Here is a 21455-nt window from a genome sequence, read left to right as displayed (position 1 = left end):
CGCGGCCGTCGCGGCGTCGATCGCGCGACCGGAGACCTGGCCCGGAGCGTGGACCGGCAGCGCCGGCGCGGGACCCGGAGCATGCCCCCAGGCGGCGTCGGCGGGCAGGATCAGGCTGGCGATCTGCCCCGGAGCGGTGCGCGCCGCCTGCACGGCCTGGGCCGTGTCAGCCGCCGCGGTGTGCGCGTCGCGGGTGCGGTGCACCCAGTGCGAGACCGGGCGGGCGAAGTCTTCGACATCGGAGGTGAGCGGGGCGTCGTAGCACTGATGGGCGCTGGCGTGGTCGCCGATGAGGTTCACCACCGGCGAGGCGGCCTTGCGGGCGTTGTGCAGGTTGGCCAGGCCGTTGCCGAGCCCGGGACCCAGGTGCAGCAGGGTGGCCGCCGGCTTTCCCGCGAGCCGCGCGTACCCGTCGGCCGCGCCGGTCACCACCCCTTCGAACAGGCCGAGGACCGCGCGCATCCGCGGTGCCTGGTCCAGCGCGGCCACGATCTGCATCTCCGAGGTGCCCGGGTTCGCGAACATCACCTCGACCCCGCCGCCGAGCAGCGTTTCGACGACGCTGAGCGCCCCATTGCGACCGGGGCTCTGAGGGTCCGCCAGCGGCTGCGTCGGTGACGGCGATGCGAGTGGGTCGGTGGTCACGGCGGTAGCCCTTTCTGCGCGATACGTCATGCCTACCGCATCGTCCGGACGTGACGCGGACCATGTCAGCTACCGACGCCGGACGCCGCGCCTATGGTGTGTCACCTAATGCGCCTCGGTGATACACTGCCGGTATGCCGACATCCTTCGATCGCATTCAGGTAACTCGGGACGAGCAGGTGGAACATCTCCTCACTGTCGGCGCGCGCCGATTCCCCGACAAACGTCCCGGCCGCATCCTCACCGAGCTGGCCGCTGAACGCGTCGCCCTCCTGGAATCACAAACCGAGCCGTTCGCCGGCTTCCCCGTCCTGGTGTCGCCAACCGGAACACTGACCGACGAGATGGTCGCCGAGGCACTCGATGAATGATCTGGCGCTCGCCGACGCCAACGTGCTGGTCGCGTTCGCCGTCTCCAGCCACGTCCATCACGCCGCGGCCCGGGCCTGGATCGCCGCCGTGCCCGCTTTCGCGACCACCCCGATCACCGAATCGGCGCTGGTGCGCGCGCTCATCAACCCGGCCATCGTCCGCGACACCCGCAACAACCAGCTGAGCATCGCCGATGCCCTTGACGTGCTGCGCCGGATCCGGCTGCTACCCAACGCTCGATTCCTGCCCGACGGCACCTCGCTGGCAGACGCGCGCGCACTCACCGCCCAGATCACCGGCCACCGGCAAGTCACCGACGCCCAGCTGCTCAACCTGGCAATCGCCAACGGCGCCACCCTCGCCACCTTCGACGCCGGCATCCCCTCCTCACTCAAGCCACGCGACAGGCGACACGTCCGTCTCCTGACCTAAAGCGGGCCGACCACGCTCAACTACTCTAAGAATCGTTCGAGTAGTTGCGTGCGCGAAGTGGATGTCGGTCGAGCCCTCGTCGGTCGAACTGGTCGTTGCTCGGCGCGTCCGCGGCAGTTTCGTGCGACGATCGCGGACGTGATCGCCGACCTACGCGGAGTGTTGCTGGACCTGGACGGAACCCTGCTCGATCACCGCGGCGCCGCCGACCGTGCCGTGGTGGCCTGGGCGCGGCAACTCGGCCTGTCGGACGACCCAGATCCGGTCGCACGCTGGCGACGGGCGGAATCGCAGCACTACCCGCAGTTCGAGCGCGGCGAGTGCTCATTCCAGGAGCAGCGCCGTCGTCGGGTTCGCGCCTTCTCATCCGCCCTGGCAGGAGTCGACGACGAACGAGCCGATGCGTTGTTCGACGACTACGCCGCCCACTACCGACAGAACTGGCAGGCGCTCCCCGGCGCAGCCGAGCTGATCGACCGGGCCTTCGCCAACGGCTGCCGCGTCGGCGTCCTGACCAACGGCGACGAGACCCAGCAGCGCGAGAAGCTGGCGGCGATCGGGCTGCTCACGCCCGACCTACAGGTATTCGCCTCGTCCACACTGGGCTTCGCCAAACCGGACGCGCGAGCCTTCGAGCTGGCCTGTCAGGGCCTGGCGACCGCACCGTCACAGACCGTCATGGTCGGGGACGACCCCGTCAAGGACATCCTGGGCGCCCGGGCCGCCGGGCTCCACGCCATCCAGCTCTGCCAGGACGAGACCTCACCTGCTGAGGGCGTCGTCCGATCCCTGTGGGAAGCGGCCGATCTGCTCTTCGGAGACGACTACCGCCAAGGCTGAAGGACAAGAAGCTCTTTGTCGGGTCTGCTACCTACCAGACGGTGACAGCGCCGTTCTCCTGCTGTGTGGCGGCGTCGTGCGCAGCAGGCTGATGCCGATGACGGCCCACAGCAGCGCCTGGCCGAGCTCATTGATGAAGCCAGGCCCTTGGCCGGACGTGGACAGCAGGTGCTCGGCCGGCATCGGGACGGGCCGGAGGGCCTCGAGCCGGCTTTCGGAAGGAGCAACGACGTGACAGGTGCTGTGGTCATGACGAGACGCTAGGAGCGTCCCGGCCCTCCGGCGCCCGTCGGGAAGCCGATCTCCCGGTTGGAGGGAGGAGGTTCCCGTCATGACGAAGCGGCGGATGATGACACCCGCGCAGTTTCCGCATCGCAGGACGAGCCTCGTGGGGCAGACGTGGGGCAGAGAGCGCGTCGGCCTCTCATCGCGACCGATCGAGATTCGCGGCCGTGGCGTTCGGACCTTCAGCGAGGGGCATCGCAACGCGCACGGGGCGCAGAACCCGTCCCACGACGTGCAGGAAGCGGGACGCACGGGGATTGCAGTTGTAAGTGCAGTGAACTACAGTTGCATGTGGAGGCATCAGCTGGAGTGCCCATTGGACGGAGAGTGTGATGACAGCCACGCAAGCCGGTACGAGTCGTGTCATGGCGACAGCCCGCGATGCGCGCCTTGCACGAGATGTCCTGGAACAGCTGGAAGGCTCCGAAGGAGCACTGGCCGTCGAAAGGGACGGACGCCTCGTCCTCGAAGTTCCTCCTGAGATCGGCAAGCTCCTCCAGCAGGTCCTGGACGTGGTGGCGCGGGGCGGCACGGTCACGATCGGTTCGGTGCCGCCGGTTCTGACGACATCCACCGCAGCAGGCATCCTGGGGATCTCTCGCCCCACACTGATGAAGATGATCAACGAAGGCACCATCGGATCGCACATGGTTGGTACACATCACCGACTCAAGGCCGACGACGTGTTCGCCGCTCTGCGTGCTCGCCGCGCTCGCGAGCGTGCCGCGTTCGCTGAACTCATGGAACTCGAAGGCGACGAGGAATGATCCCTCCCACTGTCGGCCTGGTTCGCTAGCCTGCGCATGTGCAAGGACTCGCGAACCAGGTCGTCTTCGTCGACGCAAACGTCTGGTTCTCCCGCACGCTCAGGGACTGGATTGGAATGCTCTACGTGACCCCTGACACCGCCCCATTTGAGGTCAGGTGGACCGAGGACGTACTGGCCGAAGTCCTGTACAACCTGCGGCGCAAGCACCCCGACTGGGACGGCAGCAGGATCACTAGTATCCGCGATCGGATCGCCGGTACCTTCGAGGTCGGCCGGGTCGACGACTTCCAGGTCGGTGACGACTACTTGGGCAGAGATGCGTTCGACGCGCACGTCCATGCGGCTGCCGTCGCTTGCCGGGCAGGCATCCTGCTGACCGCCAACGCAACCGACTTCGCCTGGGGCGACAACGAATCACAGTACGAAGTCCTCACGCCCGACGAGTTCCTCGTCCTCATTGATGATTCGGCACCCGAGCTGGTCGCCGAGGTGACCGTCAGGATGTGCAGATACTGGCTCAATCGCTCCACAGAGGCCGACCTGCCCAAGAAGCTGAAGGGCGCCGGTTGCCCGAACTTCGCTGAACGCATCCGCAGCCATCTTCATGTAAGCGCCGACAAGCTCCAGACCGACTGATGGGCAGACAACCCGCGATGGGCACGGTTTGATGCCCGAGCCGGGCGAGCTCGGCGATCTTGAGCGCCAGCTCGCCGCGCTTCGCGTGGAGAACCAGCGCGTCTGCGGAACCTGCTTCGGATATCAGACGGCGTCGAGCCGCCATCGGAGCAGCCGACACTCGCGCCGGCCGATCCGGGTCTGGTGACGAACTCCTCGCCGCCGGAGGCGAAGCTGGCGCTGTACACGCGGCTGTTCGCGGCCCGACGGGACGTCTACGCGTCCTACTGGGAGAACCCTCGCAAGCGAACCAAGGGCTGGTCTCCGGTCACGCGCGACCAGTACGGCAGGGGCTCGCTGTGGGACCGGCGGCCGCTGCCGTTGACCGCCGAGGTGATCACCCGCCACCTGAGTAACACCGAGTTGTTCATCGGCCTGTATCCGTTGCTGCCAGACGCAACCTGTTGGTGGCTGGCCGCCGACTTCGACGGTCCCCAGGCGATGCTGGACGCTCACGCCTATGTGAAGGCGCCGCATCGCTTGGAGTGCCGTGCGGTGTGGAGATCTCACAGTCGGGACGCGGGGCGCATGTGTGGACGTTCTTCACCGCCCCGGTGCCCGCACCCGACGCACGAGCGATGGGCACAGCCTGCATTCACCGGGCGATGGGCCTGCGCGGGTCGATGCCGCTGTCGAGCTATGACCGCCTGTTCCCGAATCAGGACACCGTCCCGGTGGGCGTATCCGGTGTGGGGAACCTGATCGCCGCCCCGCTGAACGGACGGCGCCGCGTCGAACGCCGCACCACGCTGTTCGTCGACCTCGCCACCTGGGAGCCGTGGCCCGATCAGTGGGAGTACCTCTCCCGACTCGACCGGATGACCCACGCCAAGTCGCGGCGGTCGCCCGCACCGACCGGATCAGCGTCGGCCCAGAGGTGACCCGGCTGGCAGTCTCCCCCGCAACCGCCGTCCGGCCACGGCCACCCACCCACGTCCGGGCAAGCCTGGGTTCCCGGCTGTCGATCCGCGACGAGGATCTGACCCCGGCGCTGTCGGCGGCCCTCCAGCACGCGGCTACGATCCACAACCCCGGCTTTTACGAGGCACAACGCGCCCGGCGCTCAACATGGAACATCCCCCGCTTCATTCAGGGCTTCAACGTCGCCGTCAACGGCGACCTGCTCCTGCCACGCGGCCTGCGCGAACAAGCAGCAACCCTGATCTCCCAGGCAGGGAGCGACCTGGCCTGCGCAGACGAGCGAAACCCGGGAAGCGAACTGACCGTGTCGTTCCTCGGCGAGCTCGACGATCGCCAAACCACCGCTGTGGATGCGATGCTCGCCCACGACGACGGCGTCCTGCACGCGCCCACCGGCTCCGGCAAGACCGTCATGGCGTGCGCGATCATCGCCGAACGAGCTGTCAGCAGCCTCGTCCTGATCAACAAGACCGCCCTCGCTGCCCAATGGAGACAACAGATCTCGACGTTGCTCGCCATCAAGGCCGGACAACTCGGCGGCGGACGAGGTAAGACCCGCGGGAAAGTCGACATCATGCTGCTGCAGACACTGGCCCGCCTCAACCCCACGATCAACCCCGAGGACGTGCGCGCCAGCACCGGGGCGCAGCCGGCGTGGCTGGAGCAGGTCGCTGCGTATGTGCAGCAAGCGGCCGCTGATGGGGAGGTGGTCACCCTCACGGCGAAGCGTCGCATGATGACCCCCGAGCAGGTCGCTGACGCGATGGGCGTCTCCCGGCCCACGATCTCGCGCAGGATCAAGGCTGGGGAGATCCGGGCGGTGAAGGTGGGCAACCGCAACCGCATCCCCTACGAGGAGTTCGAGCGGTACTGGCGCACCACGATGGGCGATGTCGTGGATCTGGTTCGCGAAGACCTCTTCGCCGAACACTGATGTGACGATCGCCTTCCTCGACACGAACGTCCTGGCCAAGCCCGTCACCCGAACCCTCCTGATGGTCGGCGGGATGCCGAGCGGCTTCCAGGCCGTGGAGTCTCGCTGCCGAACGCGAAGCGGCCGCCCACATGCGCCCACGAGCGATCCCACCGAAGCTCGTCCGGGAGCGCTTTGGCTTCCTCCTCGCACACAGTCAGGTGACAGACCGGAGCGTTTCGCCGGGACGAAGGGCGCGGATCGCCAGATCCTGGCCGACGCCGCCGCCGCACAGGCCAGCTTCCTGATCACCGAGGACGTGGACGACTACGCCCTCGACGATCTCACCAGCGTCGACATCTCGGCGGTGAACCCCGACCTGTTCCTGGCCGAGCGGCTGACCCAAGACGCCTACGCCACGGTGATCGACCTGTTCGTGGAGCGCCAGGTGAACCCGCCGACAACACCCGCCGGGTTCCACGCGGCCATCGCACGTCAGCACCCACGCGTGTTCGCCGCACACGCCGACCTGTACGACACCGAACCCGCCCCGAGTCCCCGTCCCAAGCCCGCAGTGATCTTCCGCGGCGCACGATGCCTGCGCTGCGAGACCATCGTCACCGACCCCGCCACCCTCATCGAAGGCCTCTGCCCGACCTGCCGCTGAGCCGAGACCCGATCAGGCAGCCCCTGTCAACCGCGGCCACGGCAGGGATCAGCGGTCGTCGGCCTGCGTCACGAACGATCCCGAACGCGGCCCGCCGAAACCCCCGGCGAGCACGGGCAGTCGACAGCACCCCACCACGGTCTACTTGAAAGAAGCGGTTTCAAGTACCTTTCAAGTAACACCGGCCGACATCCACCGAGCACACGAGCTCGCCGACGAATGCCACTCCCAGGAGGATGGTGATGACAACCACGGGTGACAAGCACACCCGCTTCGAAGCGGCCGACTACCTCGACGGCATCGACGACGCAGCCGCCTACCTCCAGATCGCCCTGGAGGAATCAGCTGACGACCCGACCGCGGTCCCCCGCGCCCTCGGCGTAATCGCCCGCTCCCGCAACATGAGCGAACTCGCCCGCCGCGTCGGCATGAGCCGCGACGGCCTCTACAAAGCACTCTCCGCCGAAGGTAACCCCACCTGGAACACCGTCCTCAAAGTGACCAACGCCCTCGGACTCCGCCTCACCCTCCACGAGGTGGCCTGACGGTAGCCGTCCAAATGACCGCTGAGACACGTCCGGACGGTGCCGGATCGGCCGGCCCCGATGCCGAACAGAACAGGCCCACACCACACAGGCTCAACACCCAACCCCGAACACAAAAAATCCCGATCCAAACACCCGGACCGGGACTTTCACTAAGCAAACCAAGGCACTAACACTAAATGCCCAAAGTGCGCGAGAGAGGAGTTGAACCTCCACGTCCTTTCGGACACACGGACCTGAACCGTGCGCGTCTGCCATTCCGCCACTCGCGCTCGTCGCTCGAAGCGACCTGGAAGACACTAGCACAGCGCGGAGGGTGCTCGTGACCACCGGCAACGCCGCAGGGAGTCCGCAACGGCGCCGCACAGACCGCCACCCCGCCCTCGACCCATGGTGCAGACCACGCTCGTGGCCGCGGGCGGCGTCCGGCGGGGTTCCACTACTCTTGGGCCCCATGGGAGTCTTCGATCGCGTCGAGAAGAAGCTGGAGGGCGCCGTGAACGGCGTCTTCGCGCGCGCGTTCAAGGGCGACGTCCAGCCGGTCGAGATCACCGCCCGGCTGCAGCGCGAACTGGACTCCGAGGCCAAGCTGCTCACCCGTGAGCGGCGGCTGGTCCCCAACGACTTCACCGTGCAGCTCTCCCGGCACGACCACGACCGGCTCGCGCCCTACTCGAAGATGCTGAACTCCGAGGTGATCCCGCAGCTCAACGAGTACGCCGCGGCGAAGGGCTACATCTTCAACGGCCCGGTCACCATCGACTACGAGTTGGACGCCTCACTGCCCACCGGGCGGTTCACCGTGCACAGCGCCGCGGTCGCCGGGGTGGACGGCGCGGACGCCTCCGCCACCCAGATCCGGCGGGCCTCCGTTGTGCTCGAGGTGAACGGCGTCCGGCATCCGCTGAACCCGCCCGGCCTGGTGATCGGACGCGGCACCGAAGCCGACCTGCGGATCAACGACCCCGGCATCTCCCGCAAGCACGCCCGGATCACGGTGCAGGACGGCGGCGACCAGCCGCTGATCGCCATCGAGGACCTGGGCTCCACCAACGGCATCCTGGTCGACGGCCGGCGGGTTCGGCAGGCCGACCTGTCCGCCGGCAGCCGGATCGAGATCGGCTCCACACGCATGTCGATCACGTCACCGGGCTCCGATGTCTGACCTCGTCGTCCTCGCGCTGAAGCTGCTCTTCCTGGCGCTGTTGTGGCTGTTCGTGCTGTTCGTCGGCAACGTGATCCGCACCGACATGTTCGGACGTAAGCTGGCCACCGACGACGCCGGCGAACTCCGTCCGGTGAACGAGTTGAAGAAGCAGAAGCGGCGCGGCGGGCGTCCGGCCAAGAAGCTGCCGACCAAGTTGCGCGTCTCGCGCGGCAAGCAGGAGGGTCTCACCCTGCCGCTGGGTGAGGGCATCAAGATCGGTCGCGCTGCCGACTGCCAGCTGGTGCTGGACGACGACTACGTCTCCACCCGGCACGCCCAGATCATCCGCACCGACGCCGGCTACGTGGTCGAGGACCTGGGCTCCACCAACGGCACCTACGTCAACAACGAACGGATCAGCACCTCCACCCTCTTCGGCACCGCCGACACCCTGCGGATCGGCCGCACGCTGATGGTGGTGGAGAAGTAGTCATGACGCTCACCCTCTCCTACGTGGCTCGCACCGAGGTCGGCCTGGTCCGCAAGACCAACCAAGATTCTGCCTACGTCTCACCCACCATGCTGATGGTGGCCGACGGGATGGGCGGCGCCGCCGCCGGCGACCTGGCCTCCGCGGTCGCGATCAACGAACTGCGCGACACCGACGGCAACGGAGCCGGCACCGGCGCCGACATGCTGGAGGTGGTCGCCGGCGCGATCGCCCGGGCCAACGACCGGATCCGCGACCTGGTGGCGCTGGACTCGTCCCTGGACGGCATGGGCACCACCGTCTGCGGCCTGCTGTTCGACGGCGAGCAGGTGGCGGTGGCCAATATCGGCGACTCCCGCGGCTACCGGTTGCGGGACGGGGTCTTCGAGCGGATCACCCGCGACCACTCCTGGGTGCAGACCCTGGTCGACGACGGCCGGATCACCGAGGCCGAGGCGCTGGTGCACCCGCACCGCTCGCTGATCCTCAAGGTGCTCAACGGCCAGCCCACCCACCAGCCCGACCTGGAACTGGCCGACGCCAAAGTCGGCGACCGCTACCTGATCTGTTCGGACGGCCTGTGCGGCCTGGTCACCGACGCCGCGATCGCGGCCCTGGTCGGCGGCGACGACCCCGAGCAGGTGGTCGACCAGCTGATCCGGATCGCCTACGACGAGGGCGGCCTGGACAACATCACCATCATCCTCGCCGACGTCGTGGAGGACGGCGAACCCGGGCCGACCCTGGTGCTGGGCGCCGCCGCCGAGATCGACCTCGACGCTCCCGCGGAGGAGGCCGAGGACACCCGGCCGCTGCCGTCGGAGGGTCCGCGTCCCGATCCGCAGGCGCGGGAGAAGGCCGAACGGGCCCGCTACCAGCCGACCACCAAGGGCCGGGCCAAGGCCTGGGTGAAGGTGGCGCTCGGCATCGTGCTGCCGGTGGCCGTGATCGGCGGCGGCATGTTCGGCTGGTACTCGTTCACCCAGACCAAGTACTACGTCGGCGACTCCGACGACCTGGTCGCGGTCTTCCGCGGCGTCCCGGACACCATCCTGGGCGTCAACCTGAGCACCGTGCTGGAGGTGCACAACACCCACGTCAGCGACCTGCCGCTGTTCTACCAGGAGAAGGTGCGCGCGGCGATCCAGGTGCCCGACCTGGAGTCGGCGGATCGCACCACCGAGGAGTTGCGTGTCCTCGCCCAGCGTTGCATCGCGCAGCGAGAGGAACGTGCCCGGGCCACCACGTCCCCCAGCCCGACCAACTCGACGACCCCGGACAACCCGGCCCATCCCCCGTCGTCCGCGTCGCCATCGGTCTCCGCATCCCCGTCCGCCACTCCCTCACCGAGCGGCGAACCGAGCCCCAAGGCCCCCGAGGACTGTTGACCATGGGCGAAGTCGTCGTCTTCCGCAAGCGGCGTGGTGTCGAACTGGTGATGCTCCTGATGGGCATCGGCTTGGCCGTCGCCGGGTATCTGCTGGTCGACCTGAACGTCACCGGCGAGCTGCCGTCCAACTGGTATTGGAACGCCGGCAGCTACGCGTTGATCGGGATCGTCGCGCACGCGGTGATCCGGTGGCGGATCCCCTACGCCGATCCACTGCTGTTCCCGGTGGTCTACCTGCTGAACGGGATCGGCATCGCGATGATCCACCGGCTCGACCTGGGCGGCACCGAACGCACCCATTCCGCCGAGCTGCAACTCACCTGGACGGTGATCGCCGTCGCGGTGTTCGTCGCGGTGGTGATCCTGTTGAAGGACCACCGCGTCCTGCAACGCTTCCCGTACCTGATGTTCCTGGCCGGCATGATCATCCTGATGATGCCGCTGATGCCGTTCATCGGCTTCGAGAACCACGGCGCCCGGATCTGGATCAAGCTCGGCAACTACAGCTTCCAGCCGGCCGAGCTGGCCAAGATCGTGCTCACCGTCGCGTTCGCGTCCTACCTGGTCGAGAAGCGGGACGTGCTGGCGCTGGCCGGCGCCCGCGTCCTCGGCGTCGACCTGCCCCGGGCCCGCGACCTCGGCCCGATCTCGCTGATGTGGCTGGCCAGCCTGGCGGTGTTGATCTACCAGAAGGACCTGGGCACGTCGCTGCTGTTCTTCGGGCTGTTCGTGATGATGCTCTACGTGGCCACCGAGCGCCCCAGCTGGCCGATCCTGGGCACCATCCTGTTCCTCGGCGGCGCCTTCCTGGGCTGGCTCTACTACGCGCACGTGCAGACCCGGGTCTCCGCCTGGCTCGACCCGTTCTCGAACTGGAACCAGAACTACCAGATCATCCAGGGCCAATTCGGGATGGCCTGGGGCGGCCTGTTCGGCACCGGCTGGGGGCTCGGACGCCCCAACCTCACCCCGCTGGCCAAGAACGACTTCATCGCCGCAGCTCTCGGCGAGGAGCTCGGCGTGGCCGGTCTGATGGCGCTCATCGTGCTGTACGGGGTGATCGTGATGCGCGGCCTGCGCGCCGCGCTGACCGCCGCCGAGCCGTTCAGCAAGCTGATCGCCGCGGGCCTGTCGTTCGTCTTCGCCCTGCAGGTGTTCACCATCATCGGCGGCGTCACCCGGCTGCTGCCGCTCACCGGCCTGACCACGCCGTTCGTCTCGCAGGGCGGGTCGTCGCTGATCGCCAACTACGCGATGATCGCCCTGCTGATGGTGGTCACCCACCAGGTCCGCCGGCCGGCCCCGCCGGCGGCCGAGCCGCTGCAATCGCTGGCCCATGACACCACCCAGGTGATCGCCGTGCCCAGCCGGCCGGCCGACCCCCGTCCGGCACCCGGCTTCACCCGGACGCCGACCGCGGCCGACGACCCGACCGCGGAGGTGCCGGCCGGCGCGAACGAGCCGACCACCGCCATCCGCACCGGGGCAGGGGCCGACGAGGCCACCGTCGCGATCCCCACCCCGTCCACCCCGGACGCGCTGACCGAGCCGGTGCCCACCCCGGTCAGCGCCGACGAGCCGACCACCGCCATCCCGACCGGTTCCCTGCGATCCGCGTCCGACGAGCCGGGCGGGAGACTGCCATGAACCGTCCGATCCGACGCGTCGCGCTGGTCGCGATGCTGATGACCTTCGCCCTGCTGGCCAACGTCTGCGTCAACTACCTGGCCCGCGGCGACTCGCTGAACGCCCACGCCCAGAACCGGCGGGTCACCGACGCCGCGTTCGCCCAGGACCGGGGCGCGATCATGGTGGGCAACACCGCGATCGCCGAGACGGTCGCCGCCAAGGACCAGTTCCAGTTCCAGCGGCACTACCCGCAGGGCGAGCTGTACGCGCCGGTCACCGGCTACTTCTCCTACCTGTTCGGTTCCTCCGAGCTGGAGCAGAGCTACGGCTCGCAGCTGTCCGGCAACGACGACTCCCAATTCGTCAACCGGCTGATCGACCTGGCCACCGGCGCCAAGCCGAAGGGCGCCAGCATCCAGACCACGCTGAACGCCAAGGCGCAGCAGGCGGCGGCGAAGGCGCTGGGCAACAAGAAGGGCGCCGTGGTGGCGCTCAACCCGAAGACCGGCGCGATCCTGGCGATGGTGTCGTCGCCGTCCTTCGACCCCAACGATCTGGCCACCCACAAGCTGGATGACTCGACCGCGGCGTGGAAGAAGCTCACCGGCGACAGCAAGAACCGGCCGATGGCGAACCGGGCCACCCGGGAGATCTTCCCGCCCGGCTCGACGTTCAAGGTGATCGTGTCGGCCGCCGCGCTGGAGGCCGGCTACGAGCCGGACAGCGAGCTCGACACCTCGTCCTTCCGGCTGCCCGGCTCGACGGTGACGATCAACACCACCTGCGGCGACCGGCAGACCCTGCGCCGTTCGCTGGCGCTGTCCTGCAACTCGGCCTTCGCCCGGCTGGGCGTGAAGCTGGGTGCCAACGCGCTGCGCGAGCAGGCCGAGAAATTCGGCTTCGGCACCAAGCCGCTGTCCGACATCGGCTCGGTGGCCAGCCGATTCCCCGACCAGCTCGACGAGGCCCAGACCGGCCTGGCCTCGATCGGCGGCTTCGACGTGGCGGCCACCCCGCTGCAGATGGCCATGGTCTCGGCCGCCGTCCGCAACGACGGCATCGTGATGCAGCCCTACCTGGTCGAATCGGTGCGCTCCGCCGATCTGCAGGTGCTGAGCCAGACCCGGCCCTCGCAGCTGCGGCTGGCGACCAGTTCGGCCAACGCGGCCAAGCTGCGCCAGATGATGGTGGACGTGGTCGCCAACGGCACCGGCTGGCGGGCCCGGGTCTCCGGCGTGACCGTCGGCGGCAAGACCGGCACCGCGAACTCCGACAACGTCCGGACGCCGTACGCCTGGTTCACCGCCTGGGCGGAGGATCCCGACGTGGCGGTCTGCGCCTTCGTCCAGGACGCCGAGATGGAAGCCACCGACGTGGCCGGCGGACGGGTGGCGGCACCCATCGCCAAGGCCGTGATCGAGGCTCTCCGGTGACCGCGCGGGCCGCCTGGACGACAATGGACAATCCGACGAAGAGGGGACAACGGCATGGGTGACGAACCCAGGATGCTCGGCGGCCGCTACGAGCTGGACGGCCTGCTCGGCCGGGGCGGCATGGCGCAGGTGCGCCGGGCCCGCGACATCCGGCTCGGCCGCCAGGTGGCGGTCAAGCTGCTGCGCACCGACCTGGCCGGCGACCCCACCTTCCTGGCCCGTTTCCGGCGCGAAGCGCAGGCCTCCGCCGGGCTCAACCACCCCAACATCGTCGCCGTCTACGACACCGGCGAGGAGATCGATCCCGCCACCGCGGTCTCGGTGCCCTACATCGTGATGGAGCTGGTCGAGGGCCACACCCTGCGCGAACTGCTCCGCGACGACCGCAAGATCCTGCCCGAGCGCGCGCTCGAGTTCGCCGCCGGCGTCCTGGACGCGCTGGCCTATTCGCACCGGGCCGGCATCGTGCACCGCGACATCAAGCCCGCCAACGTGATGCTGACCACGTCCGGCCGGATCAAGGTGATGGACTTCGGCATCGCCCGCGCGGTCGCCGACACCTCGGCCACCATGACCCAGACCGCCGCGGTGATCGGCACCGCCCAGTACCTGTCGCCGGAACAGGCCCGCGGCGAGACCGTCGACGCCCGCTCCGACATCTACTCGGCCGGCTGCCTGCTCTACGAACTGCTGGTCGGGCGTCCGCCGTTCCGCGGCGACTCCCCGGTGTCGGTGGTCTATCAGCACGTCCGCGAACATCCGGTGCCGCCGAGCCAGCTGGACTCGCAGGTCACCGCCGAGATGGACGCCATCGTGCTGAAGGCGCTCGCCAAGGACTCCGGCCAGCGTTACCAGACCGCGTCCGAGATGCGCGACGACATCAACCGGCTGCTGGCCGGGCAGCCGGTGCAGGCCGTCGCACCGGTTCCCGATCCCGCGCCGACCAGCGTCCTGGCGCCGACCCGCACGCTGGACGCCGCACCCGAGCCGGTGGCCGCGGCCGTCACGTCCGGGTCCGCCGCGACCGGGCCGCTGGAACGCGCCGACGCCACCATCCCGCAGCGCGCCATCGAAGAGCCGCGGCGGCGCCGGAACACCTGGGTGTGGGGGCTGGTCGCCTTCCTGCTGGTGCTCGGGTTGGGCTACGGGACCTACCTGTACTTCAACCCGGACGCCCGGGTCGCCCAGGTGGCGGTGCCGGACGTCAGCGGCCGCAGCCGGGATCTGGCCGAACAGCAGTTGCAGGACGCCCAGCTCAAGGTCGCCGTGAGCGAGATCGTCGGCCCCGACGACCAGAGCGTCGGACGCGTCACCGGCCAGAACCCAGGCCCCGGGGTGAAGGTGCCGGTGGGCACCACCGTGACCATCCAGGTCAATGTGGGCCCCAGCAAGGAGACCATCCCGACCACCCTGATCGGGATGACGGTGACCGAGGCCAAGGCCAAGCTGACCGAACTCGGCTTCAGCGACGTGACGTCGAAACCCGATCCCGCGGCGACCACGGGGAAGGCGAACACGGTCACCAGCGTCAACCCCACCGGCGGCGTCACGGTCACGCTGGACACCCCGATCACCTTGTACTTCACGCCCGGAACCGGCGTGGTGCCGAACTTCTACAACCTGTCCAAGGCGAGTGCCCAGGCACAGGCCGACCGCGAGGGCTTCGAGGTCACCTTCACCGAAGAGGAGACCACCGAACTCGAACCGGGCAAGGTGTTCAAGCAGAAGCCGCTGCCCGGCGAGACCATCAAGCGCAGCCAGAAGATCCAGCTGGTGCTGGCCAAGGCTCCGGCCAGTCCGCCGCCCTCGTCGCCGCCGGCGTCCTCGTCACCGAGCCCCGACCCTTCGGAGACGCCCCGGTAGGCACTGCCCGGGTGGCCGCGCCGGGAACCGCTGTCGCCGGCACGACCGGCCAGCTTCGGCGCGGAACGATCGGCACAGCGCCATCAGTAGGGGTTTCAGCGCAGCGCCATCAGCGGCGTGAGGCCCTCGGCCCGCTTCGGCGCTTCGGCGTCCCCGCAGGTGACCAGCCAGTTGGCCAGCATCTGGTAGCCGCCCTCGGTGAGCACCGACTCGGGGTGGAACTGCACCGACTCCACCGGCAGGCTGCGGTGCCGCACCGCCATGATCACCCCGGACGCGGTGGCCGCGGTGACCTCCAACTCGTCCGGCACGGTCGCCGGATCGAGCGCCAGCGAGTGATAACGGGTGGTGGTCAACGGGCTGGGCAGCCCGGCGAACACCCCGACGCCGTCGTGCAGCACCTCGGAGGTCTTGCCGTGCAGCAGCTCCGGCGCCCGGTTCACCACACCGCCGTAGGCCACCGCGATGGACTGCAGCCCGAGGCAGACGCCGAAGATCGGCAGCCGCCCGGCATGGGAACGCACCATGTCGATGCAGACCCCCGCCGACTCGGGCGTGCCCGGCCCGGGCGAGATCAGCACGCCGTCGTAGCCGTCCGCCCAGTCGGCGGTGCCGAACCGCGGATCGTCGTTGCGCCAGACCTCCACCTCGGCGCCCAGCTGGGCCAGGTACTGGACCAGGTTGTAGACGAACGAGTCGTAGTTGTCGATCACCAGGATGCGCGCCATGGCGTCATTCTCCCCTACTCCTGGACTGTCGCTCGTCATGCTCGGTCCTAGCCGATCCGCCGGGCCTCGACGTCCAGGCTGCCCCGGTAGGCGGGCATGGTGACCGAGGCCTCCCGGCGCTGCCCGTAGCCCAGGCCGTAGGCGGCGACGTATTGCCGGTAGATCTGCACCGCGTTCGACGCCTCGAGCGCGCGGTCGAGTTTGTCCGGGTCGCCGATCGCGGCGATCTCGTAGGGCGGCGCATAGGGGACGCCGTGCAGCACCACCGAGTTGCCCACGCACTTCACGCCGGTGCGGGAGGTGACCCGCTGGCCCTGGATGGTCATCGCCTCGGCGCCGCCCGACCACAGCGCGTTCACCACCGCCTGGATGTCCTGCTGATGCACCACCAGCAGTTCCGGGCTCACCCCCGGCGGATGGACGCCGGAGCGGGCGTCGTCCAGCACCACCACGACCGCCGGTCCCTTGACCGGGGTCTGGCCGGCAACCTCGGCGGCGGTGCGCATGGTGGCCTCCGGAATGCCGCCGCCGTCGCCCTTGGCCAGGGTGTCCACCTCGCGGCGCAGCTTCGCCACCCGGTCGGCGAGCTCGGCGTTGCGCTTCGACTCCGACTGGATCAGCCCGACCAGGTCGGTGTTCCGGTCGGGTCGCAGGTCGGTGCCGCCGGCGTTGATGGCGCTGGTGGCGATCATGAAGCCGGCCAGCACGCAGACCCCGATGCTGAGCAGCCGGCGTCCGAACCGGACCTCGGTGGCGCGTCCGGACGCCCGGCGCAGCCGCGCCCAGGCCCGCACCAACCGCCTCTTCATGCCGCCGAGTCTAGGATGCCGCCGCGGGTTCGGCGGCTCGGGGGTGTCCCGGTAGAGTGGCCCCCATGCCCGAGTCCAGGATCCGCAAGCAAGCAGCGGACAAGAAGAAGCAGGCGTCCGCCGAGGCGACGTCCGAGGCCCGCAAGGAGCGCAAGCGCCGGGTCGCGGCTCCGGGAAGCCGCCGCTGGGTGCCGCCGACCTTCATCACCGTGGGTCTGCTGGGCGTGCTGTGGCTGGTGGTCTACTACATCGCCGGCCATCTGATTCCGGTGATGAGTGACCTGGGCGGCTGGAACGTGCTGATCGGCATGGGCTGCATGGCGGCCGCGTTCGGCATCGCCACCCTCTGGAAGTAGCCCGCCCCGCCCGGTCGAGACCGGTGCTCTAGCTCGCGCTGCCCGGACCCTGCCTCACCAACCAGGCTCCCTCACCAACCAGGCTCCCCCACTGACCAGGCCGCCCTCACCGACCAGGCCGCCGCCGATCGCGCGATCCGCCAGTGCTGACGGGATCCACCTCAGCTTTCGCCAAATATCGCGAAAGTGGTTGCCAGATCCCGAAAGCAGTTGTCGATCGCGCGATCGACTTGGGTTTCACCTGCTGACGAAAATGAGCCCGGGTTCAGCCCTGGGGCTTGAGCAGCGGGAACAGGATCGTCTCGCGGATGCCCGCGCCGGTGAACAGCATGATCGTCCGGTCGATGCCCAGACCCATGCCGCCCATCGGCGGGGCGCCGAATTCCAGGGCGCGCAGGAAGTCCTCGTCCAGCTGCATCGCCTCGGGATCGCCGGCGGCAGCCTTCAGCGACTGCCGGACCAGCACGTCCCGCTGGATCACCGGGTCGATCAGCTCGGAAAAGCCGGTGCCGCGTTCGACGCCGCCGATGATCAGGTCCCAGGCCTCGACCAGGCGCGGGTCGTCGGGGTTGTTCCGGGCCAGCGGCTGGGCGATCGCCGGGTAGCCGTTGACGAAGGTGGGCTGCACCAGCGTCGGCTCGACGATCTCGGCGAACAGCTCCATCACCAGCTTCTGGTCGCTCCAGGCCGGGTCGTACTCGATGCCGCGGGCGTCCGCGATGGCGCGCAGCCGGTCCAGCGAGGTGTCCGGGGTGAGCTCCTCGCCCAACGCGTCCGACAAGGCCGGATAGACGCTCACCCAGGTCCACTCGCCGGTCAGCTGCACCTCGCCGGCCGGGGTCTGCACCGATTCGACGCCCAGTTCGGCGGCGGCGTTCACGATCAGGTCACGGGTCATCGCCGCGATCGTGTACTGATCGCCCCAGGACTGGTACGCCTCCAGCATGGTGAACTCGGGCGAATGCGAGGAGTCGACGCCCTCGTTGCGGAAGATCCGGCCCATCTCGTAGACCCGATCGACGCCGCCGACGATGGCCCGCTTCAGGTAGAGCTCGATCGCGATCCGCAACGTCATCGGGATGTCGAAGGCGTTGAGATGGGTATGGAACGGCCGTGCCGACGCGCCGCCGTGCACCAGTTGCAGGATCGGGGTCTCGACCTCGAGGTAGCCCTGGTCGCGCAGCGTCTGTCGGATCGAGCCGACGATCGCGGCCCGGGTGCGCACCATGTCGCGGGCCTCCTCACGGGCGACCAGGTCGACGTAGCGCTGCCGGACCCGGGTCTCCTCGCCGAGGTCCTTGTGCAGGGTCGGCAGCGGCCGCAGCGCCTTGGACGCCAGCCGCCACTGCGACGCCAGCACGGACAGCTCGCCGCGCCGGGACGAGATCACCCGGCCCTCGACGAAGACGAAGTCGCCGAGGTCGACGTCGGCCTTCCAGTCGGCCAGCCGCTCCTCGCCCACCTCGGCCAGCGAGATCATCACCTGCAGCCGAGTCCCGGAATCGGACGCGGTGAAGCCGTCCTGCAGGGTGGCGAAGCAGAGCTTGCCGGTGTTGCGGATGAACACCACCCGGCCGCCGACGCCGACCACGTCCTGGGTCTCCTCGCCGGTGGCGAGGTGCCCCCACTGGGCGTGCACCTGGGCCGCGGAATGGGTCCGGTCCACGCTGATCGCGTACGGGTCGTTGCCGGCCTCGATCAGCCGGGCGCGCTTCTCGCGGCGCAGGCGGAGCTGTTCGGGCAGGGCAGCGTCATCGTCGGGCGTGGTCACCGCAGGATTGTAGCGAGGCCGAGCGACCGGTCAGCGCAGCAGGTCGCCGAGCACCGAGCCGAGCTTGGTGCCGATGCACAGGCTGGCGAAGGTCGCCATCGCGGCCGACAGGGCCCGGACGTCGGCGGCGGCCAGTGCCACCAGCGCCACCGAACCGGGCACCAGCAGCAGGAACGCCGGCAGGAAGGACACCATGGTCGGGACGGCGATGGTGCGCTTCTCCAGGATCCTGGCCAGCAGCAGCACCACGCAGGACGTCGCACCGGTCGCCACGATGCCGCCGAGCGGCGGGGTGAGCAGCACCAGCAGCGTGTAGGTGAGCGCCATCGCCGCCACGATCAGCCCGGTCAGGGCCGATCCGGCGGCGAAGGCGAGCCCGACCCCGATGCCCAACACCACGATCCCCACCCAGGACAGCCACAGCGGCGGCAGCGCACCCCACCCGGTGGCGTCGGTGACCAGTCCCGGCACGTCGCCGACCAGCGCGGACGAGCCGGCGTCCAGATGCAGCCCGGTGAGAAAGGCCCCGGCGGAGATGCCCGCCGCCATGAAGGCCAGCACCACCAGGCCGTAGACCAGCCGCGCCGAGCCGGTCAGGATGTCGGTCGCGGTCAGTTCGAGCAGCCCGTTGGTGATCAGCGCACCGGGCACCAGCACCGCGATCGGCGCGCAGACGGCCAGCAGCGGCACCACCCCCAGATCGAGCCGGGTCGCGATCAGGCCGAGCAGCGCGGTGGAGAGCAGGCTTGCCAGGAACGGCGCCAGCGCGGTGGCGCCGCGCACCCGCTGCAGCAGCACGATCAACAGCCCGACCAGGCCGCCGATCGCGAAGCTGAGCAGGATCGCCCACCAGGGGCAGCGGAACAGCACCGCCAGGCCGCCCGCCGACAGCACGCTGCCGAACGCCCAACGAGCCACCGGATGACCGGCCACCTCGCCGCGGATCTCCTCGATCCGGGCGTCGGCCTGCGCCAGCGAGATCATCCGAGTGCGCAGCTCACGGACCAGCCGGCCCGCTCGTCCGGACTGCCGGAAGGACAGGTCGGCCTCAGTCCGGGGCAGCAACATGGCGGCGCCGGTGGTGCGCCGGGTGACGATCACCAGGTCCGGCAGGACGCCGATGCTGATGTCCTGCGGCAGCTCGGCCACCCGGATGTCGTCGAGGGTGTCCCGCACATCGGTCACCGACATCCCGGCGTCCAGCAGCAGCGCGCCGAGACGGCCGAGCACCAGCGCCCGGTCCCCGTCCGCGGGTTCGGGACCGGTCGGCGTCGGGGGCGGCGCGGCAGTCATGGGAGTCAGTGAACCCCCTCGACGCTGACCACCGCGCGCGGACGCGCGGGGACCTCGGCACGATCGCCGGCCACCCGGGCGAACCGCCAGTGGGTGAACGGTCCGAGCGCCTCCAGCAGGGCGCGGTCGTGGCTGACCAGCAGCAGGGTGCCGGTGTAGCCGCCCAGCGCGTCCTGCAGCTGGTCGATGGCGGCGGCGTCCAGGTGGTTGGTGGGTTCGTCCAGGACGACGACGTTGACAGCGCGGCCCTGCAGCAGCGCCAGCGCGGCGCGGGTGCGCTCCCCCAGCGACAGGCTGGCGCAGGGCCGGGCGACGTGCTCGGCGCCGAGACCGAATTTGGCCAGCAGGGTGCGGACCGCGCTCGCGTCCGTTTCGCCGAGGGCCGCGACCACGGCGTCCAGCAGGCTGTCCGGTCCGGCGATCTCGTCGCGGGCCTGACCGAGCGTGCCGAGCGCGATCCGGGTGCCCCAGGTCAGGCGTCCGTCCGCGACCGGGCGTTGGCCCAGGATCGCTTCCAGCAACGTGGTCTTGCCCGAGCCGTTGTTACCGAGCAGCGCGACCCGTTCGCCGCGAACCACCTGGGCGCTGACCGGGCCGACGCTGAAGTCGCCGTTGCGGACCACCACGCCGTCCAGCGTGAGCACCAGCTCGGACGACGGCGCGGCCTCGGCGATGCTGTAGCGCAGCTGCCACTCCTTGCGCGGCTGATCCACCTCCTCGAGCCGTTCCGCGGCGTCCCGGACCCGGGCGGCGCGCTGGTCCATCCGGCGGGCCCGGTCCTCGCGGTACTTCTTCTCCAGCTTCATGCCCGGCCCCAGCTTGGCGGCCTTGGTCCGTCCGGAGCGGGCCCATTCGGCCTTGCGGCGGGCCTGTTCGGCCAGGGCGTCCCGCTTGTCGGCGTATTCGGTGTACGCCGCCTCGGCCTGCTCGCGAGCCAGCTGTTTGGCCGTCCGGTAGTCGGTCCAGCCTCCGCTGTAGTGGTTGACCTGCTGCTGGGTCTCGTCGAGTTCCAGCACCTCGGTGGCGACGGCGTCCAGGAAGGCACGGTCGTGGGACGCGATCAGCACCGGCGAGCGCAGCGTCCGGACGAAATCGGTCAGCGCCGCCAGCCCGCGGGCGTCCAGGTTGTTGGTCGGCTCGTCGAGCAGCAACAGGTCGTAGCGGCTGACCAGGATGGACGCCAGCGCGGCCCGAGCGGCCTGGCCGCCGGACAGGGTGCCCAGCGGACGGTCCAGGTCGGCGTCCAGATCGAGGCCGGCCAGCACTTCGGCCAGCCGGGCGTCCAGGTCTGCACCGCCCAGGGCCAGCCAGGTCGCCAGGGCGTGGTCGTAGCGGTCGGCGGCGTCCGGATCGTCGGCGAGGGCGGCGGCCGCGGCCTCGAAGGCGTCCTGCGCCGGCCCCACCCCGGTGCGCCGCCGGGCGTAGTCGAGGATCGTCTCCTCCGGGGCGGGCGGCTCCTGAGGCAGGTAGCCGAGGGTGGCG

Annotated in this window: 21 protein-coding genes, 1 tRNA gene and 2 pseudogenes; 17 read left to right on the top strand and 7 right to left on the bottom strand. The window is 69.5% G+C overall.

Annotated features, from left to right (window positions below):
- Positions 1-645, bottom strand: a 645-nt coding sequence (locus QM582_RS00405) for a thiamine pyrophosphate-binding protein (protein ID WP_415080740.1), incomplete at its 3' end; no start/stop codon positions are given.
- Positions 646-779: 134 nt separating this feature from the next.
- On the opposite strand from QM582_RS00405, the gene QM582_RS00400 reads away from it, so the two are divergent.
- From QM582_RS00400 to QM582_RS00355, 10 genes and pseudogenes are all read left to right on the top strand, one after another.
- Entirely contained in the window at positions 780-1016 is a 237-nt protein-coding gene (locus QM582_RS00400) for a hypothetical protein (RefSeq protein WP_415080739.1), read from the top strand.
- Complete coding sequence (locus QM582_RS00395) at positions 1009-1449, top strand: TA system VapC family ribonuclease toxin (protein ID WP_415080737.1); 441 nt, start codon at positions 1009-1011, stop codon at positions 1447-1449. The genes QM582_RS00400 and QM582_RS00395 overlap by 8 nt, the downstream gene beginning before the upstream one ends.
- A 138-nt stretch (positions 1450-1587) precedes the next feature.
- Positions 1588-2289, top strand: coding sequence for an HAD family hydrolase (locus QM582_RS00390; protein WP_415080736.1), 702 nt, complete (start codon positions 1588-1590; stop codon positions 2287-2289).
- Between the two features lie 650 nt (positions 2290-2939).
- The gene (locus tag QM582_RS00385) at positions 2940-3341 is read left to right on the top strand and encodes an excisionase family DNA-binding protein (protein WP_415080734.1); all 402 of its coding nucleotides are present in this window, start codon (positions 2940-2942) and stop codon (positions 3339-3341) included.
- A 38-nt stretch (positions 3342-3379) separates the two neighbouring features.
- Positions 3380-3979 carry a PIN domain-containing protein gene (locus QM582_RS00380; protein ID WP_415080732.1) on the top strand — a complete coding sequence of 200 codons (600 nt, stop codon included), beginning with the start codon at positions 3380-3382 and terminating at the stop codon, positions 3977-3979.
- A 183-nt stretch (positions 3980-4162) separates the two neighbouring features.
- Positions 4163-4471 (top strand): annotated as a pseudogene (locus QM582_RS00375) (TOTE conflict system archaeo-eukaryotic primase domain-containing protein); the annotation flags it as partial.
- A gap of 44 nt (positions 4472-4515) precedes the next feature.
- Positions 4516-4899, top strand: a complete 384-nt coding sequence (locus QM582_RS00370; RefSeq protein ID WP_415080731.1) for a TOTE conflict system archaeo-eukaryotic primase domain-containing protein — start codon at positions 4516-4518, stop codon at positions 4897-4899.
- The gene (locus QM582_RS00365) at positions 4896-5873 is read left to right on the top strand and encodes an excisionase family DNA-binding protein (protein ID WP_415080729.1); all 978 of its coding nucleotides are present in this window, start codon (positions 4896-4898) and stop codon (positions 5871-5873) included. The genes QM582_RS00370 and QM582_RS00365 overlap by 4 nt, the downstream gene beginning before the upstream one ends.
- Before the next feature lies 1 nt (position 5874).
- On the top strand, positions 5875-6519 hold the full coding sequence (locus tag QM582_RS00360; RefSeq protein ID WP_415080728.1) for a hypothetical protein: 645 nt from the start codon (positions 5875-5877) through the stop codon (positions 6517-6519).
- A gap of 242 nt (positions 6520-6761) precedes the next feature.
- A complete protein-coding gene (locus QM582_RS00355) occupies positions 6762-7064 on the top strand; it encodes an addiction module antidote protein (protein ID WP_415080726.1) in 303 nt (100 codons plus the stop codon).
- 189 nt (positions 7065-7253) lie between these two features.
- On the opposite strand, the gene QM582_RS00350 is transcribed toward QM582_RS00355, so the two are convergent.
- Positions 7254-7336: transfer RNA gene (locus QM582_RS00350), tRNA-Leu, on the bottom strand.
- Positions 7337-7518: 182 nt separating this feature from the next.
- Here QM582_RS00350 and QM582_RS00345 point away from each other — a divergent pair.
- The 6 genes and pseudogenes from QM582_RS00345 (at position 7519) to pknB (ending at position 15016) form a co-directional block, all read left to right on the top strand.
- Positions 7519-8229: an FhaA domain-containing protein gene (locus QM582_RS00345; protein ID WP_415080724.1), complete on the top strand. Its 711-nt coding sequence runs from the start codon at positions 7519-7521 to the stop codon at positions 8227-8229.
- On the top strand, positions 8222-8701 hold the full coding sequence (locus QM582_RS00340; protein WP_415080722.1) for an FHA domain-containing protein: 480 nt from the start codon (positions 8222-8224) through the stop codon (positions 8699-8701). Before QM582_RS00345 ends, QM582_RS00340 begins: the two co-directional genes overlap by 8 nt.
- Before the next feature lie 2 nt (positions 8702-8703).
- Complete coding sequence (locus QM582_RS00335; protein WP_415080720.1) at positions 8704-10089, top strand: protein phosphatase 2C domain-containing protein; 1386 nt, start codon at positions 8704-8706, stop codon at positions 10087-10089.
- 2 nt (positions 10090-10091) lie between these two features.
- A pseudogene (locus tag QM582_RS00330) lies at positions 10092-11435 on the top strand (FtsW/RodA/SpoVE family cell cycle protein); the annotation flags it as partial.
- A gap of 299 nt (positions 11436-11734) precedes the next feature.
- A complete protein-coding gene (locus QM582_RS00325; protein ID WP_415080718.1) occupies positions 11735-13153 on the top strand; it encodes a peptidoglycan D,D-transpeptidase FtsI family protein in 1419 nt (472 codons plus the stop codon).
- Between the two features lie 54 nt (positions 13154-13207).
- The gene (pknB, locus tag QM582_RS00320; protein ID WP_415080716.1) at positions 13208-15016 is read left to right on the top strand and encodes a Stk1 family PASTA domain-containing Ser/Thr kinase; all 1809 of its coding nucleotides are present in this window, start codon (positions 13208-13210) and stop codon (positions 15014-15016) included.
- 95 nt (positions 15017-15111) lie between these two features.
- Here the strand turns inward: pknB and QM582_RS00315 are convergent, their stop codons facing one another.
- Complete coding sequence (locus QM582_RS00315; protein WP_415080714.1) at positions 15112-15744, bottom strand: aminodeoxychorismate/anthranilate synthase component II; 633 nt, start codon at positions 15742-15744, stop codon at positions 15112-15114.
- Positions 15745-15791: 47 nt separating this feature from the next.
- Positions 15792-16553, bottom strand: coding sequence for a DUF881 domain-containing protein (locus QM582_RS00310; protein ID WP_415080712.1), 762 nt, complete (start codon positions 16551-16553; stop codon positions 15792-15794).
- Positions 16554-16618: 65 nt separating this feature from the next.
- On the opposite strand from QM582_RS00310, the gene QM582_RS00305 reads away from it, so the two are divergent.
- Positions 16619-16909 carry a cell division protein CrgA gene (locus QM582_RS00305; RefSeq protein WP_415080711.1) on the top strand — a complete coding sequence of 97 codons (291 nt, stop codon included), beginning with the start codon at positions 16619-16621 and terminating at the stop codon, positions 16907-16909.
- A gap of 265 nt (positions 16910-17174) precedes the next feature.
- Here the strand turns inward: QM582_RS00305 and lysS are convergent, their stop codons facing one another.
- The 3 genes from lysS to QM582_RS00290 form a co-directional block, all read right to left on the bottom strand.
- Positions 17175-18680 (bottom strand): lysine--tRNA ligase, encoded by a 1506-nt coding sequence (gene lysS, locus QM582_RS00300; protein ID WP_415080709.1) that lies wholly within the window; start codon positions 18678-18680, stop codon positions 17175-17177.
- Positions 18681-18710: 30 nt separating this feature from the next.
- Positions 18711-19973: a threonine/serine exporter family protein gene (locus QM582_RS00295; protein ID WP_415080708.1), complete on the bottom strand. Its 1263-nt coding sequence runs from the start codon at positions 19971-19973 to the stop codon at positions 18711-18713.
- 5 nt (positions 19974-19978) lie between these two features.
- The coding region (locus QM582_RS00290) for an ABC-F family ATP-binding cassette domain-containing protein (protein WP_415080707.1) at positions 19979-21455 on the bottom strand (1477 nt) is incomplete at its 5' end.

Source organism: Micropruina sp. (assembly GCF_047607385.1).
Classification (GTDB): Bacteria; Actinomycetota; Actinomycetes; order Propionibacteriales; family Propionibacteriaceae; genus Micropruina.
The sequence above is the reverse complement of the archived record's forward strand: the minus strand, read 5'-3'. Positions and strand labels throughout refer to the sequence as shown.

Excerpts from the sequence above, each read along its gene's own strand:
- QM582_RS00395 (WP_415080737.1), top strand. The coding sequence starts at position 1,009 with ATGAATGATCTGGCGCTCGCCGACGCCAACGTGCTGGTCGCGTTCGCC.
- QM582_RS00295 (WP_415080708.1), bottom strand. The coding sequence starts at position 19,973 with ATGACTGCCGCGCCGCCCCCGACGCCGACCGGTCCCGAACCCGCGGAC.
- QM582_RS00315 (WP_415080714.1), bottom strand. The coding sequence starts at position 15,744 with ATGGCGCGCATCCTGGTGATCGACAACTACGACTCGTTCGTCTACAAC.
- QM582_RS00385 (WP_415080734.1), top strand. The coding sequence starts at position 2,940 with ATGGCGACAGCCCGCGATGCGCGCCTTGCACGAGATGTCCTGGAACAG.
- QM582_RS00310 (WP_415080712.1), bottom strand. The coding sequence starts at position 16,553 with ATGAAGAGGCGGTTGGTGCGGGCCTGGGCGCGGCTGCGCCGGGCGTCC.
- QM582_RS00335 (WP_415080720.1), top strand. The coding sequence starts at position 8,704 with ATGACGCTCACCCTCTCCTACGTGGCTCGCACCGAGGTCGGCCTGGTC.
- QM582_RS00345 (WP_415080724.1), top strand. The coding sequence starts at position 7,519 with ATGGGAGTCTTCGATCGCGTCGAGAAGAAGCTGGAGGGCGCCGTGAAC.
- QM582_RS00400 (WP_415080739.1), top strand. The coding sequence starts at position 780 with ATGCCGACATCCTTCGATCGCATTCAGGTAACTCGGGACGAGCAGGTG.
- QM582_RS00305 (WP_415080711.1), top strand. The coding sequence starts at position 16,619 with ATGCCCGAGTCCAGGATCCGCAAGCAAGCAGCGGACAAGAAGAAGCAG.
- QM582_RS00340 (WP_415080722.1), top strand. The coding sequence starts at position 8,222 with ATGTCTGACCTCGTCGTCCTCGCGCTGAAGCTGCTCTTCCTGGCGCTG.
- pknB (WP_415080716.1), top strand. The coding sequence starts at position 13,208 with ATGGGTGACGAACCCAGGATGCTCGGCGGCCGCTACGAGCTGGACGGC.
- QM582_RS00355 (WP_415080726.1), top strand. The coding sequence starts at position 6,762 with ATGACAACCACGGGTGACAAGCACACCCGCTTCGAAGCGGCCGACTAC.
- QM582_RS00325 (WP_415080718.1), top strand. The coding sequence starts at position 11,735 with ATGAACCGTCCGATCCGACGCGTCGCGCTGGTCGCGATGCTGATGACC.